The following is a 14,908-nucleotide window of genomic DNA, read 5'->3' as shown; positions in this document are numbered from 1 at the left end:
GTAGCGTTGACCGCCGCGGCGCTGGCCGGGACGAGCGGCAGGGCGCGGGCTGCCAGGGGTCTCACCCGGGCCGGGGAGCATGCCGGGCGCACCGCCTGGTCGTGGCGGGCCACCGAAGCCTGGACGCGCGGGAAAGCCGGGACGTGCGCCGGGGGTGAAGCCGGGACGGCCGGGAGCTCCGCCGGGTCCGCCGGTCGGGAAGGTGCGGGTGGGGTGCATGGGACGACGTGCACCGGGAGGAAGGAAGCCGGGACGCTGGCCCGGAGCACCTGGACCGCCGCTGCTCGGACCACTGCCGGGTCGCGGCCGCTCAAAGATCGGACGGCTGCGCGCAGGCGCGCCCGGTGCTGGCGGCGGTGCCGTATAGATCGGTCGCGGCCCGGTCTGCGGCATGATCACGCGCCTTGGTGGCGGACCGCTTGCGGCCACTGGAGCGGCAGGCAGGGCGGCCACCGAGGCAGGATCGTTCCCATCCGCGGCAGCCGCTACTGGAGCGCAATGAGCGTCGACGCGATTCGCGTCGATCTTTCGGGCGCAGAGGCCGGCCGCGTATCCCCGGAAGATGCGGTTCGCGCGCAGAAGCTCGAGGAAGCGCGGGTAGCCCGCGTTGCGGCCAAGGCGCAGGCGACGACTGCAGCACCCGCCGAAGCCGCGCCTGCCGAATCAGCGCCGGCAGCGGCTTCCGAGCCGAGCGAGTCTTAATCGGCTGGCGCGTACTGCATTTCACCGTTCCCGAACGACCAGTTCTCGCGCTGGACATCGATCAGACTGATCCACACGTCCTCGATCCGCACCCCCGCTTTTTGATGAACGCCTTCTGCAACCGCTTTGTAGAAGGCTTTCTTTGCATCGACCGAGCGCCCTGCATTCCACGTCACCTGTATAAAAACGATGCCTGGCGAATAATCGATGCCCAGGTATCCCTCCGTGGGATACACGAGCTCGCCCGGCGCGTGGCGCGTGATGATCTGAAACCGGTCGTTCGCCGGAACATTCGCAACGGCGAGCATGGCTTCATAGATGACATCGCTGATGGCTTGGACGCTATCAGCGGAGGCTTCTTTCGAGACGTTGATTCTGACCAAAGGCATATCGGCTCCTTACATGATCAAATGCGTGGCAATGGATGTTGCTCGCTTGGATTATGCGGCAACTCCAAATTTTCGACACAACCGGCCGGCCACGAAAACGGGCGGCAGGCGATCCGCAACAGAGACCGCGCGCCGCCCGCAAGACGTAAGGAACTGCTGTTTTTTCTCTTGCGACGTGATGTTCAACCTCCTGCTTTCGTCACGCGCCAGACGGTGTTGCCGGCATCGTCGGCGATGATGAGCGCGCCGTCCTGACCCTGCGCCAGCCCGACCGGCGCGCCGCGCAGCTCCTTCTCGTCAGCGGTCACAAAGCCCGTCACAACAGGTTTCGGCGTGCCGACCGGTTTGCCGTTCTCAAACGCCACATACGCGACCGCGTAACCGCTCAGCGGCGAACGATCCCAACTGCCATGCTCGCCGATAAAAGCCCCGCCCTTGAACTGTGCCGGAAGGTTGTCGCCGGTATAAAACAACAAGCCGAGCGGCGCAACGTGCGAGCCGATCGCATAATCCGGCGGGATCGCCTTCGCGACCAGATCGGGGCGTTGCGGCTGCACGCGCCGGTCCACATTCTGCCCATAGTAGCTGTACGGCCAGCCATAGAAGGCGCCGTCTTTCACCGAGGTCAAATAGTCCGGAACAAGGTCTGCACCGATTTCATCGCGTTCATTGGCGACTGCCCAGAGTTGTCCCGTTTTCGGTTCCCATTGCAGCCCGGTCGGATTGCGTATGCCGGCCGCGAAGATGCGGCTGCCGCCAGTGGCGATATCCACTTCGAGGACGTTAGCGCGGCGGTATTCGACGTCGAGTCCGTTCTCGCTGGCATTGCTGTTCGATCCGACGCCGACAAAAAGCTTCTTGCCGTCCGGGCTCGCGAGCAGCGCCTTGGTCCAGTGATGGTTGACCCGGTCCGGAAGGTCGGTCAGTTCGACACCGGTCGTGGTAATGGCCGTATCGCCGGCCTTGTACGGGAACTTGAGGATGGCGTCGGTATCGGCCACGTACAGCGTGTCGCCGACCAGTTGCATGCCGAACGGCGAATGCAGATGATCGATGAAGACATGCTTGTCCCATTCGCCGCTGCCATCGGTGCGCTTTCGCAGCAACGTGATGCGGTTGCCACCCTTCGCTTCCTTGCCCGAACGGCTCTGGACCATGCCCGCAATCAACTGCTTCGGCGTGGTTACAGGCTCGGCATCGGGGCTGCTGGATTCCGCTACCAGGATGTCGCCGTTAGGAAGCCCATACACTTGCCGTGGATGTTCAAGCCCGGACGCGATCTTCTCGATCTTCAGGCCGTCCGCGACCTTGGGTGTTTCGTTGTTCTGCCATCCAACATGCTTGGGTACCTGCATGGGCGGCGTGAAGAAACTCTGAGCGCTCGGCAATGGCGGATTGGCGCCGGCCTGATGCGCGGAATCATATTTGGCTTTCTCGTCGCATCCGCTGAACGAAGCCGCGACGGCCACCGCGATCACGCTGGTCAAGATGGATCTATTCACGAGCCGTCTCCTTGAAATCGAACTTGTCGAACGCGAGCACGATTTGAGCAAGGATCAGCAACACGACTGTAATGACTGAAAGAATGACGCTCAGCGGAACCTGGGCATAAGCATCGCGGCTATGAACGAATGCGTTCACGATTGCCGCGACAATGCCGAGCAGGTTCAGCCAGAAGGCCAGCCTCTCGCGATTTTTGCCTGCGTAGCGGTATCCGAACCAGACGTGGCCGAGATTGATGAAGCGTGGAATGATCGCGAAAATGAGTCCGACGGTTACGAGCCACGCAGCACCTTTAGCCCAGAAAACATTTTCTGTTATCGCGTAGATAATGTCGAAGATCAGGGTGCCGACGAAAAGTCCGTACGGGATGGGATTTAAAAGATCGAAGAGTGATGTCGCCAGTCTTGACCGATATCTCGGGCTGGTTGGAGTCATGGGTAAGTCCTTCACTGAAGGTAAAGATGCGATAAACGATGCACCGGTGACAAAGGTCTAATCCACGGTGCATCGTTTTCCCGGCTCGTACCGCTCGGGCATCGCGTCACGCAACTCAAACCCCGCAGGGCATGCGGTCATCAGAGATGCGGCACGCCTTCATCGAAAGGATTTTGCAAGCGTTGGGATCCAGAACGATCCGAAGCTTGGGCGCAGGTCATGCAGGCAGCGTTTTCCAGTTGGACGAGCCCTATGCGTCACGCACATCACGTGCCCGAGGCTTTGGCTTTTAATTATTTTGCGTTCGGGGAAGGCAAAATACAGCCTCACGACTGTATCGACGAATGACAGTCCACTGGCTGTATTTCTGGAGATACTACGCAAGGCAGGCGTGCTGAAGGCTTAACCCTTCACGCCTTCCCGCAACGCTTCGAGAAACCTTAAGTACGCGGTAGCGCCCGGATCGGCATGTCCAATGCTGCGTTCCTGCACCCATGCCGCGCGTCCCTTTTGTGATTGCAACCCCGCTGTCGCCTCCACGCGTTCCTGCGATGTCGCGATCATCGCGGCCAGCAACGCATCGATATCGCCGTCTGATTTTTCGAGAGTATCGAGACTTGGAACGAGCGCGTCGAGCACGGTCTTGTCACCGACCTGGCTCTTCCCGCGTTCGATGATGCGCCCCGCAACCGCACGCCCGATGGTCAACGCCTCGTTCTTGCCGACCGTGTCCTTCCCCGCCATGGTCTTCGATGCCGCCAGCAATCCGCCGCCTATCAATGCCGCGAACGTGGATGGATTCGCGGTCGAAAATGCCTTCCCCGCAGCGAGCAGCGCTTCGGCCACGGTCGCCTCGCCAGGCAACCCGGCAAGCGCCTTCACGACCGCCGCCGATCCCGCTTGCACGGTAATGCCGAGATCGCCGTCGCCGAGTGCGGCATCGAGTTCGCGCAACTCTTCGGCATGGCCCGGCAGCGTGGCGAGCGTGCGCGCGAGCACGTCGCGCAGTTCAGTGGAAGAAATACTCATGACGTCCCCCGTTCAAGCCTGCGACCATTCGCGAAAGAAAGGCGAACGCGCCGGTGCGGCAAGCAGCGCTTCGAGTTCGTCATCGACAAGCATGATCGTGATCGACGCACCCGCCATTTCGAGGCTCGTCACATACTCGCCCACATACGAGCGTGCGATCGTCAAACCCTGCTCGCCGATGATCGCAGCCGATCGCCGATACAACAAATACAACTCTTCGAGCGGCGTCGCACCGAGCCCGTTGATGAGCACTGCGACGCGCGATCCTTTGGGCGCATTCAGGTCGGCAAGGATCTCGCCGGTCAGGCGCGTTGCGATCTGATCGGCGGTTTCGAGTGCGCCGCGATGCGTGCCCGGTTCGCCATGAATGCCGATGCCGATCTCCATCTCGCCTTCAGGCAGCGTGAATGTAGGTTTGCCCGCAGCCGGCAGAATGGTCGGCGAGAGGCCCACGCCCATGGTGCGGCACTGGTTGTTCGCCTTTGCCGTGATGCGGGCGACTTCATCGAGTGAATCGCCTCGTTCCGCCGATGCCCCCGCGCACTTGAACGCAAACACCATCCCTGCGACGCCCCGGCGTTCAGCACTGCGCGCGCTCGGTGCCGACGCCACGTCGTCAGTGAGCAGCACTGTCTTGATATCGATGCCTTCCGGTTCCGCCAGATCCGCAGCGAGGTCGAAGTTGAAGACATCGCCGCCATAATTGCCGTACACGTACAGCACGCCGGCGCCGCCATCGACGGCTTTCGTGGCTTCGAAAATCTGTTCCGACGACGGCGATGAAAACACGTTGCCCACCGCCACGCCGCTGCACAAACCCTCGCCCACGTAGCCCAGGAAGCCCGGCATATGCCCCGACCCGCCGCCGGTCACGATGCCCACGCGACCCTGCTTCGGTGCATCGGCGCGCACGAGCGCACGGTTGTCAGCGGTCGCGGATTTGATCCAGCCCGGATGCGCGAGCAACAGCGCATCGATGACTTCATCCACGAACTGATCCGGCTGGTTGATGATCTTTTTCACGTGATGCTCCTTGAAAGGAAACTGCGATGGCTCACACCTTGCGGCGCTGGCTGAGCGCGTCGAGCATGACGGCGGCGAAGATGACGCCGCCCTGAATGAATTGCGTCCAGAATGGATTGACGCCGAGCAGCGACAGGCCCACGTTGATCACGCCGATCAGCACCACGCCAATGAACGTGCCAATGATCGAACCGCGCCCGCCGGCAAGCGACGTACCGCCGATCACAACGCCGGCAATGACCTGAAGCTCGAGTCCGTTTGCCGCAGAGGGCAGCGCCGAATTCAGCCGTCCCGCGAGCACGATGCCTGCAATCGCCGCCGTCACACCGGCAAGCGTGTACGTCAGGAAGATCACGCGCCGCACGGGAATACCGGCGAGCCGTGCGGCTTCCTTGTTGCCGCCGACCGCGAAGACCTGATGCCCGAAGGTCGTCTTGCGCAACAGCACATGCCCGACAATAAAAACGACCAGCATGACGATCATCGGCGCGGGAAGCCCGGCAACCGTCTTTGCCCCGAACGCGGTGAACGCGTTCGGGAAGTCGAACTTGGTGCGGCCATCGGAAATGGCGAGCGTGAGGCCGCGCGCCATCGCCATCATGGCCAGCGTGACAATGAACGGCACCAGCCTGAACCACGCGACCGAGAGTCCGTTCAACGCGCCCACGCACGCGCCCACGGCAAGCGCCACCGCAAGTCCGCCGATACCCAGCCCGATGTTCCCCGGCACCGATCCCGCCATCACCGTTGCCGCGACCATCCCGCTCAGCGCGACCAGCGAGCCGACCGACAGGTCGATCCCGGACGTGATGATGACGAACGTGCCGCCGACCGCTGCGATGCCCACCACGGAGACCTGCACCATGATGTTGGTGAGCGTGCTCGTCGTGAGAAATTCGGGCGATGCGATCGACAGCACCACGCATATGAGAATGAGCGCCGCGAACAAAGGTCCGATACCGCTGCGTAACTGCCGGATGAAACGGCGCGATAGCGCCTCCTGATCCGCCTGCTTTGCTGCTGTCGACGTCATGCGCCTACTCCTGTCGTAGCCCATTGAATCACCGTCTCGGAGTTCGCCTTGTCGCGTGCGATCTCCGTGACGATGCTGCCTCTGTACATCACCAGCACGCGGTCGGACATGCCGAGCAACTCCGGCAATTCCGAGCTGACCATGATGACGGCCGCACCGGCGCGCGCCATCGATACCATGTGCGCATAGATCTCGGTCTTCGCGCCTACGTCGATACCGCGCGTGGGTTCATCGAGCATGATCACGGCCGGTTGAGTCGCCGTGGCACGTCCCAGGATGACCTTCTGCTGATTGCCGCCCGAGAGATTGCCCGTGATCTGCATGACCGATGGCGAACGCACCGCGAAGCGCGTGCTCGCTTCCTGCGCGAGCTTGCGTTTTCTTGCGTTGCTGGTGAAGCCGCCGGTTGCAAGCGCCTTCAGGCTCGAAAGCGCGACGTTCTCCTCGATGCTCGCCTCGAGCACGAGACCTTCGAGCTTGCGGTCTTCGGCGGTATAGACGAGTCCGTGCCGGATGCCATCGGTTGGCGACTTGATGCTGACCTTCTTGCCGCGTATCAGCAGCTCGCCCTTCGTGACGGGCAGCGCGCCGAAGATCGCTTTCAACAACTCCGTGCGCCCCGCACCCGCAATTCCCGCGATACCCACGATCTCACCCGCCCTCACGCTGAGGCTCGCATGCCGCACGATTGGCGGGCTCGCCAGATCGCGCACTTCGAGCACGACGGGCCCGTAGTCGCGCGGCTCCCACGGATAAAACGAATCGAGATTGCGCGCGACCATGGCCTGCACGAGCTCCTGCTCGGTCCACTGGTTCATCGGCCGCGAACTGACGGTTGCGCCATCGCGCATCACGACGGCCGAGTCCGCCAGCTCGAATACCTCTTCCAGATGATGCGAGATGAAGATGATCCCCATCCCTGCCGCGCGAAGCCGCCGGACCACGGCGTACAGATTGGCGATGTCGCCACGCTGCAGCGCTGCCGTAGGTTCATCCATGACGAGGATGCGGGCGTCGCGTGCGACCGCCTTTGCAACTTCCACGAGCTGCCGCTTGTTCAACGGCAGATCGCCGAGACGCATGGACGGCGAGACGTTATCCAGTCCGACTTGCGCAAGCGCCTGGCGCGCGTGTTCGTTGGCTTCGCGCCGCATCACGAAACCGCCGCGCGACGGCATGCGCCCGAGGAACAGATTCTCCGCGACGGTCATGTCGTTGATCAGCGACAGCTCCTGGTAAATCACGGCGACGCCGGCGTCGATCGCCGCATTGGTTCCGCGTGCAAGCGGCACGCCGTTGATCTCGATGCGGCCTTCGTCCGGCTCATACGCACCCGACAAGGTCTTGATCAGCGACGACTTGCCTGCGCCGTTCTCACCGACGATCGCCATCACGTGACCCGCCTGCAACGACAGGCTGACGCCCCGCAGCGCCTTCACGCCGGGGAAACTCTTGACGATGCCCTCCATGCGCAGCAGCGGCACGTTGCCGCTCTCCGGCGCCTCTTGCACGCCGCCGGAAAGATCGGGCGAACTCGTTTCGGCACTCATGATCGGATCTCTCTTGCGAGGCATGCGCTCCGCGCCATCGGAGACTTGCGGACACGCATGCGCTTGGTCGATTACGGCGATTACTGGCTGACCTGCAGCGACCAGAGACCGTATTTCTTGGTGGTATCGGAGTCGATATTCGACTTGTCGATCAACAAGGTCGGCCATGCATAGTTCGCCGGCACGTCCTTCTTCGCCGTGTAGTCCTTGATGAAACTCAGCGCCTTCGCCGCCATTTCGATTGGGTTCTGCGAAATGGTTGCGTCCTGCTTGCCGGCACGAATCGCGGACAATGCCTGCGCCGTGCCGTCGGCGCCGATCACCATGATGTGCTCCTTGTCGCCGAGCGGCTTGTAGCGGTTGGCGTTGTCGATAGCTTTTTCCGCACCCACGGTGTTGTCGTCGTTCGCACCGAAAACTGCATCGATTTGCGGGTACTTTTGCAGGATGTTCGTCATCGCGTTGAGTGACTTTTCCTGGTCGAACGCGCCTTCCTGGCGGGCCACGACCTTGATGTCCGGATACTTCGCGATTTCATCGGAGAAGCCTTTCTCGCGGTCGGTGGCAGCCGTCGTCCCGACCAACCCGATCAGGTCGACCACGTTGCCCTTGGGCGAGCCATAACGCGTCTTCAACTGATCCGCGATCCACTTTGCCGCCGTCGTGCCGAGCGCCACGTTGTCCGACGCCACGAACGACGTCACCTTGCCGCCATCGGAGCCGCGATCCAGCGTGAACACGGGAATGCCCATGCTGTTGGCCTTTTCGACCGCCGGAATGATCGCCTTCGAGTCGATCGGATTGAGCACCAGCGCAGTCACGCCCTGGCTCAGCAGGTTGATCGCGTCATTGACCTGCTGCTGTGCGTCGCCGTTTGCGTTCGTCTGGACCAGATCGAAGCCTTGTTCCTTCGAACCCTTTTCCACCCCGAGTTTCAAGCCGACGAAGAATGCGTTGTTCAGCGTAGACACCGAGAAACCGATCTTCGTCTTCCCGCCCGATGCCGCCGTGGCCGCGGGTGCGGCGCTTGCGACTGCAGTGGGACTTGCGCCTGCGTCGCTTGCGGCGGTGGTCGTTGAAGGCGATTCGCTTTTCGAACAGCCGGAGAGCGCGGCTGCCGCGCATAAGACCGCTGTTCCCGTACGTGCACCCAGCTTGCTCCATGCGTCAAATCTTCCTGAATTCCAGGCCATGACTGTCTCCATTTTTCAAGTTATAAAGGCGGTTCTGTTGCGCGCTGCGGGTACGACATTTGAAGAAAATTATTCAGGCATCCTTGGTTCTTCGTGGTCCATAGTTCCTGAATTTCTCCACGACTTCGTTCATCTGTTCATCGGATAAGACGGGCGGCGTTCCCAATTGGCACGCCAGCAGATATTGCTTCGCCAGTACCTCGACCTCGTGTGCGAGCCATAGCGCACGCGCGAGATCCCGACCCAGTGCAATCACGCCGTGATGCGCCAGCAGACACGCTGTGCGGTCCTTCAGCGCCTGCATCGCGTAATCGGACAACTCCTTGCTGCCGAAGGTTGCGTACGGCGCGCATCGGATGGAATTGCCGCCCGCGGCCGCCACCATGTAGTGGTGCGCGGGGATGCCGTGTGAGTGAATGGCGAGCGCCGTGGCCGAGCTGGAATGCGTGTGAACCACTGCGCCAATCTCCGGCCTCGCCTGCAAGATGTCGCGGTGAATGCGCCATTCCGACGATGGCCGCAACTGCGCAAACAGCGACGAGGACGCATCTATATCCATCGGCAGGAACGCGATCGAGGCCGGGTCCAATTGTGCCGACGGGATGCCGCTTGGCGTGATCAGGAAACCATCGCTGAACCGTGCGCTCACGTTGCCCGACGTGCCCTGATTGATGCCGAGACGTTCCATCTCGCGCGCTGTCTCCACTATTTCCGAACGCAGCGCGGCCTCGGTCATGCTGCGTCTCCTTCCATGGCGAACAACGCTGCCAGGTTGGTATCGAAAGGTTTTTGAACGATGCCCCGCTCCGTGATGAAACCCGTGACGAGATGGTTAGGCGTGACATCGAAAGCGGGGTTGCGGACCTTCATGTTGGCCGGCGCAACACGTTCGCCGTACAGATGCGTGATTTCGTCGTCGTGACGCTCTTCGATCACGATGTCACGCCCCGTCGCCGTGTGAAGGTCGAGCGTTGACGACGGACAGGCCACGTAGAACGGAATGTTGAAGTGCCGCGCGACGATCGCAAGCCCGAGCGTGCCGATCTTGTTCGCGAAGTCGCCGTTGGCCGCAACCCGGTCTGTACCGACGATTACCACGTCGACCAGTTCCTGCGCCATGATCGACGCCGCCATGCTATCGGTGATCAGCGTGACATCGACGCCCGCCTGCTGCAACTCGTAGGCGGTCAGGCGCGCGCCCTGCAGAAGCGGACGGGTTTCATCGGCGTAGACGCGGAATGTCAGCCCCTCGCCATGTGCCTTGTATATGGGCGCGGTTGCGGTGCCAAGACCGGTGGTCGCAAGCGCGCCCGCATTGCAATGCGTCAGCACTCCGCAGCCAGGCGTGATCAGCGGCAGGCCATGCTCGCCGATACCATCACACAGCGCCTGATCTTCCGCGTGGATCGCAACGGCCTCTGCGATCAATGCGTTCAGAAGCGCGGCGGAATCATTGGCATCGCACGCCTGCGCCGCCTGCAACATCCGCTTAAGGCTCCAGCTCAGGTTGACCGCGGTGGGACGCGCGCTGTCTATATAAGCCGCCTGCTGCGCAAGCGCCGCGCGGACTTCATGTATCGGCAGATGAAGGGATGCGCGCATCGCGACGCATAAACCGTAGGCTGCGGCTACGCCTATTGCCGGTGCACCGCGAACCCGCAGTTCATGGATTGCACGCCAGACCTGTTCGGCCGTCGTCACGTTTTCGATGATGGTTTCGCGAGGCAAACGGGTCTGGTCGAGGATCGACAAGCTGCCGTTTTCCCACGTGATGGTCGCTGGAAGGCTCGAAAACAGCGGCGCCGATTTCATGCGTGCTCCGGTTGGTTATTGATTGTTGGTGGACTGAAGCGCCCGCGCCAGACGAACGACCTGTTCGATATCGGTCAGGGATTGCCTTTCGACCAGCAGCGTCTCGGCGCATTGCAGACAACGCACTTCGATCGCCGCGCGTGCCGTGTCGTCCGGAATGTGCGCGATCTCCGCAACCTTCGCCATGCCCACGATCCGGCGGATCATCTTGCAGCCAGCAAAGCCGAGGGTATCGGCGAGAAGCCGTTGCATGAAGCGCGCCTTGAAGGCATCGGCGCAGGCGCGGTCCGGATCGTCACCAATGAAAGAAGTCTTGCCGCGGCCTTCGTGTTCCCGCCATAGCTTCTGGAACTTGGCGGCGAACGCCGACCAGATCGTGCTGACCTGTTCCAGCAGCCACGCCTGATAGGCTTCCGGCCGCCCGTCGTGAAGCCGGCCGTGCCAGTCGCGCGAGAAATAGGCCAGCAGAAGATTGGCGAGCACCGCGCCAATGTCGAACGCCATGGGACCGTAGAACGAGAACTCGGGATCGATCACATAGGTCTCGTCCTCGTTGACCATGATGGAACCCGTATGCAGGTCGCCATGCAGCAAGGTCTCGGCGTGGTTCATGAACGCCCATTTCATTTCAGCCGCGGCCACGCGCAATGCGGGCGTCTGCCTGAGGCGTTCCAGCGCCGCCCTTGGCAATTTAGCGCTATATACGTTCGATGGATGGTCCTCGAACGGATACGTGAAAACCAGGTCCTCGGTGATCCCGCACAACTCGCTGTTCACGGCTGCGCTCATCGCCTGTTTCTTGATGTCGGCGTTAAGAAAAAGATCCGAGCCGAAGAAGAGCGTGTTCGCAAGGTACGTGGACAAGTGATCCGCAAGCCTCGGATACACGACGCCATCCGTCAGCCCTTGCCGCAGGATCCGGTGACTGGCAAGCCGCTGCATCACCATCAGGAATAGCTGGCTGTCCGCGTGATAGACCTTGGGCACATGCTGCGGACATAACGATCCAAAGCGCCTGAGCGCGGCGACTTCACGCTCCATGCGCTCGCGTCCAAGCGGCCATGTCTTGCCGACCAGCCGCAGAAACGGCGGTGCCTGCTTCACCACCACGCTTTTTTCAGCAGCCCCTGCGTTGCTCGCGAAGTAGACGTAGTTGAGATTGCCGTCGCCCACTTCCGCAATATCCAGTTCCGCCGGCTCGCCCAGCAACGCGTGCACAGCAGGAATGCCCCGCAGGTAAGCCGTCAGTTCCGAAGCATTCAACGCCTCGAATTCCATGATGTCTCCTCCGTGTCCCCCGGTTCTGCCCGCGTCTCAATGACGTTTGCGAACCAGGTCGAACTTGAAGATGCTCGTGTTGTAGTAGTCGTTGCTATAACAAAGCGGATCGCCGCTCTGATCGAAATCGACCTCATCCAGAAGCAGGAACAGGCCGAAGCCATCGCCCAGTTCAGGCAGGTCGCGCGGCGTCAGGATGGTCGGCTGGACGGACGTATGCGTGTGCGACAGCCTGCGGCCGGTCCTGCCGAGCATGGCGAAGAGCGATTCGCCGAGATCGTTGCCGACGGAATCGAACACCTCTTTCGAGACAATATCGATGCAATACGCCGCAACCGCATCGTTCGCCCGCCGGACCCGTTCTATGCGCACGCACGGATGGCCCACATCCAACGCCAGCTTTTCCGCCAGGCTTTCCGATGCCTCGATATTCTCGATCTGCAGCCTGCTTGTTGAGGGCACTGCGCCGACGCTCTTGATCATGTCGGTCACGGACATCAGATCATCCAGACCGCCCTTAAGCTTCAGCGAAATTTGTCTGATGAAGGTCCCGCGCCCCTGGACCCGCGACAGCAATCCATGCGAGATCATTTGCGCCACGGCTTCGCGCAAACTCGACCGCCCCACGCCCAGCAACTCGCACAACTCGATCTCGGTCGGGATCTGATCCCCTGGTTTAAGGCCTTTTTCGCGAATCATAGCCAGCAGCGATTCCTGGATCTTGTCGCTCATCGATTGTTCGACGCTCAAGCGCATGGGAGCCTTTCTCTCAAACTTTTTTGCAATATACATCAGACGTCTGATGTTTTTTCTGGGATTTACCCTGATTTCACAGGGTCGAAGGCACCCCACTCGCGGGAAGGAAAACGCGATTCATGTGGCGCAACATGCGCGGTCGAAGCGAAAGCGGATGCGGTTACGAGACTGGCTGACCTACGGTCAGCAGGCTTGATCTTGTGCGATGCAATGTGCCCGTCTCCCGTCCGGAAACGGTCAGAAATCTGGAGCGGCCAGCGAACCTTCGGCCTTCATAAAGTCGATAAACGCCCGCAGCGGCGCCGGCAAGTGCCTGCGCCCCGGATAGTAAAGAAACGGTCCAGAAAATTGTGGCCACCAGGGCTGCAAGATCGGCTCCAGCGCGCCGCTATCCAGATACGGCTGAAGCATCCCCTCGAAAAGATGGACCACTCCCACACCGGCTACAGCGGTGCTGATGGCGAGTTCGACCGCAGCGCTTGGCCTGACCAGAAGCGGTCCTGACGGGTCCAGCCGCACCACCTCACCGTCGCGTTCGAAGAACCACATTGGCATGGCGCCGCCCGCGAACTGGCCGCGCAGACACGCGTGCTCGAGCAGCTCGCGGGGATGCGTGGGCCTGCCGTGCGTGTCAAGATATTCCGGCGCTGCCGCGGTCGCGAAACGCTGCACGCGCGGCCCGATCGGGATGGCGATCATGTCCTGTTCCAGACGTTCGTCGTAGCGAATGCCGGCGTCGCAACCGATCGCCAGCACATCGACGAAACCATCCTCGACCACCACTTCCACCCGAATGTCCGGATAAGCCTTCAAAAACCGCGCGATGAGCGTCGGCAAAACGATCCGCGCGGCGCTCGACGGCACGTTCAGCTTGAGCGTGCCCGTGGGTTTGTCGCGAAAACCGTTCAGAACGTCCAGCGCCGCTTCCATTTCACTGAAGAGCGGCGACAGCTTTTCGATGAGACGCTCGCCCGCCTCGGTCGGCGCCACGCTGCGCGTGGTCCGGTTCAGCAGGCGCAGTCCGAGCTTGGCCTCGAGGCGTCGTACGGCAATGCTGAGGCTCGACGCCGATACGCCGCTGATGCGTGCGGCGTCCCGAAAGCCGCCGGCCCGCGCGACCGATACAAATGCGGCAAGATCATTGAATTCCATGGGCATTGTTCAAAATAGTGCACGACCTGTGCAATCTAGACCCGATTATCGAACAGCGCAATCGGTCTCATACTGGCGTCATACCTTTCACGGAGATCTTCATGTCGAACCTCAACACCACTGATACCTTTTCTCTCGCGGGCCACACGGTGCGGCGCATGGGCTACGGCGCCATGCAACTTGCCGGACCTGGCGTGTTCGGTCCGCCGAAGGACCGCGATGCGGCCGTGGCCGTGCTTCGCGAGGCTGTGGCGTCAGGCGTCAATCACATCGATACCAGCGATTTCTACGGCCCCCACGTCACCAACGAGATCATTCGCGAGGCGCTCCATCCGTATGCGGACGGCCTCGTGATCGTCACGAAGCTTGGCGCCGTTCGCGGCGCGGACGGTTCATGGAACGCGGCCCTCGAGCCGGACGATCTGAAACGCGGCGTTCACGACAATCTTCGCAACCTCGGGCTCGATGCACTCGAGATCGTGAACATACGCAACATGGGCGACATCCACGCGCCGGCCGAGGGATCGATTGCGAAGCAGGTCGAGACGCTCGCCGAGCTTCAGCGCCAAGGGCTCGTGCGCCACATTGGTCTGAGCAACGTGACGCCGACGCAGATCAAGCAAGCGCAAGGGATTGCCGAGATTGTCTGCGTGCAGAACCATTACAACCTGATCCAGCGCAGCGACGACGCACTCGTCGATGACCTCGCAGCCCAGGGCATTGCGTACGTACCCTTCTTTCCGCTGGGCGGCTTCACACCGATCCAGTCATCGGCGCTTTCGACGATTGCGCAGGGCCTGGAAGCGACGCCCATGCAAGTCGCGCTTGCGTGGCTCTTGCATCGCGCGCCGAACATCTTGCTGATTCCGGGGACGTCGTCGGTCACGCATCTGCGCGAAAACCTGCAGGCTTCGCAATTGAAGCTGCCGGACGATGTGCTCGCCGAACTCAATACGCTCGGTGGGGTTCAGTCCGGGCATTGAAGGTGTTTGGCCGGCCGGCCCGCCGAATGACCGACAAAAAAAAGGCGCCTGAACAAAGGCGCCTTTTGTC

The 14,908-nt window shown here is 61.5% G+C and carries 15 protein-coding genes; 2 read left to right on the top strand and 13 right to left on the bottom strand.

The genetic code is table 11. From position 1 onward, the window contains the following. Nucleotides 1–213: 213 nt before the first annotated feature. Complete coding sequence (locus ACFFAR_RS09405) at nucleotides 214–702, top strand: ProQ/FINO family protein (RefSeq protein WP_375507801.1); 489 nt, start codon at nucleotides 214–216, stop codon at nucleotides 700–702. Here ACFFAR_RS09405 and ACFFAR_RS09400 read toward each other — a convergent pair. From ACFFAR_RS09400 to ACFFAR_RS09340, 13 genes are all read right to left on the bottom strand, one after another. Then, complete coding sequence (locus tag ACFFAR_RS09400; protein ID WP_075357438.1) at nucleotides 699–1,091, bottom strand: tautomerase family protein; 393 nt, start codon at nucleotides 1,089–1,091, stop codon at nucleotides 699–701. The genes ACFFAR_RS09405 and ACFFAR_RS09400 overlap by 4 nt on opposite strands. Nucleotides 1,092–1,273: 182 nt before the next feature. After that, nucleotides 1,274–2,593: a PQQ-dependent sugar dehydrogenase gene (locus ACFFAR_RS09395; RefSeq protein ID WP_174362582.1), complete on the bottom strand. Its 1,320-nt coding sequence runs from the start codon at nucleotides 2,591–2,593 to the stop codon at nucleotides 1,274–1,276. Further along, on the bottom strand, nucleotides 2,586–3,029 hold the full coding sequence (locus ACFFAR_RS09390) for a DUF2231 domain-containing protein (RefSeq protein WP_174362583.1): 444 nt from the start codon (nucleotides 3,027–3,029) through the stop codon (nucleotides 2,586–2,588). Before ACFFAR_RS09390 ends, ACFFAR_RS09395 begins: the two co-directional genes overlap by 8 nt. Before the next feature lie 402 nt (nucleotides 3,030–3,431). Further along, a complete protein-coding gene (locus ACFFAR_RS09385; RefSeq protein ID WP_174362584.1) occupies nucleotides 3,432–4,058 on the bottom strand; it encodes a DAK2 domain-containing protein in 627 nt (208 codons plus the stop codon). Nucleotides 4,059–4,070: 12 nt separating this feature from the next. Further along, nucleotides 4,071–5,081 carry a dihydroxyacetone kinase subunit DhaK gene (locus tag ACFFAR_RS09380; RefSeq protein WP_062001689.1) on the bottom strand — a complete coding sequence of 337 codons (1,011 nt, stop codon included), beginning with the start codon at nucleotides 5,079–5,081 and terminating at the stop codon, nucleotides 4,071–4,073. Nucleotides 5,082–5,112: 31 nt separating this feature from the next. Next, complete coding sequence (locus ACFFAR_RS09375; protein ID WP_062001688.1) at nucleotides 5,113–6,114, bottom strand: ABC transporter permease; 1,002 nt, start codon at nucleotides 6,112–6,114, stop codon at nucleotides 5,113–5,115. Next, entirely contained in the window at nucleotides 6,111–7,664 is a 1,554-nt protein-coding gene (locus tag ACFFAR_RS09370) for an ATP-binding cassette domain-containing protein (RefSeq protein WP_174362585.1), read from the bottom strand. Before ACFFAR_RS09370 ends, ACFFAR_RS09375 begins: the two co-directional genes overlap by 4 nt. Before the next feature lie 80 nt (nucleotides 7,665–7,744). Further along, a complete protein-coding gene (locus tag ACFFAR_RS09365; RefSeq protein WP_174362586.1) occupies nucleotides 7,745–8,857 on the bottom strand; it encodes a substrate-binding domain-containing protein in 1,113 nt (370 codons plus the stop codon). A 73-nt stretch (nucleotides 8,858–8,930) separates the two neighbouring features. Further along, nucleotides 8,931–9,593: a class II aldolase/adducin family protein gene (locus ACFFAR_RS09360; RefSeq protein WP_375507800.1), complete on the bottom strand. Its 663-nt coding sequence runs from the start codon at nucleotides 9,591–9,593 to the stop codon at nucleotides 8,931–8,933. Further along, nucleotides 9,590–10,669 carry an S-methyl-5-thioribose-1-phosphate isomerase gene (mtnA, locus tag ACFFAR_RS09355; protein WP_174362588.1) on the bottom strand — a complete coding sequence of 360 codons (1,080 nt, stop codon included), beginning with the start codon at nucleotides 10,667–10,669 and terminating at the stop codon, nucleotides 9,590–9,592. Before mtnA ends, ACFFAR_RS09360 begins: the two co-directional genes overlap by 4 nt. Before the next feature lie 15 nt (nucleotides 10,670–10,684). Continuing rightward, nucleotides 10,685–11,947, bottom strand: a complete 1,263-nt coding sequence (gene mtnK, locus ACFFAR_RS09350; RefSeq protein WP_174362589.1) for an S-methyl-5-thioribose kinase — start codon at nucleotides 11,945–11,947, stop codon at nucleotides 10,685–10,687. Nucleotides 11,948–11,983: 36 nt separating this feature from the next. Then, nucleotides 11,984–12,679, bottom strand: coding sequence for a GntR family transcriptional regulator (locus ACFFAR_RS09345; protein WP_375507799.1), 696 nt, complete (start codon nucleotides 12,677–12,679; stop codon nucleotides 11,984–11,986). Nucleotides 12,680–12,940: 261 nt separating this feature from the next. Then, complete coding sequence (locus ACFFAR_RS09340; protein WP_174362591.1) at nucleotides 12,941–13,855, bottom strand: LysR substrate-binding domain-containing protein; 915 nt, start codon at nucleotides 13,853–13,855, stop codon at nucleotides 12,941–12,943. 101 nt (nucleotides 13,856–13,956) lie between these two features. Here ACFFAR_RS09340 and ACFFAR_RS09335 point away from each other — a divergent pair, with 101 nt between their 5' ends. After that, nucleotides 13,957–14,838: an aldo/keto reductase family oxidoreductase gene (locus ACFFAR_RS09335; protein ID WP_375507798.1), complete on the top strand. Its 882-nt coding sequence runs from the start codon at nucleotides 13,957–13,959 to the stop codon at nucleotides 14,836–14,838. Nucleotides 14,839–14,908 lie beyond the last annotated feature (70 nt).

This window comes from uncultured Caballeronia sp. (genome assembly GCF_964243625.1).
Taxonomy (GTDB): domain Bacteria; phylum Pseudomonadota; class Gammaproteobacteria; order Burkholderiales; family Burkholderiaceae; genus Caballeronia.
The sequence above is the reverse complement of the archived record's forward strand: the minus strand, read 5'-3'. Positions and strand labels throughout refer to the sequence as shown.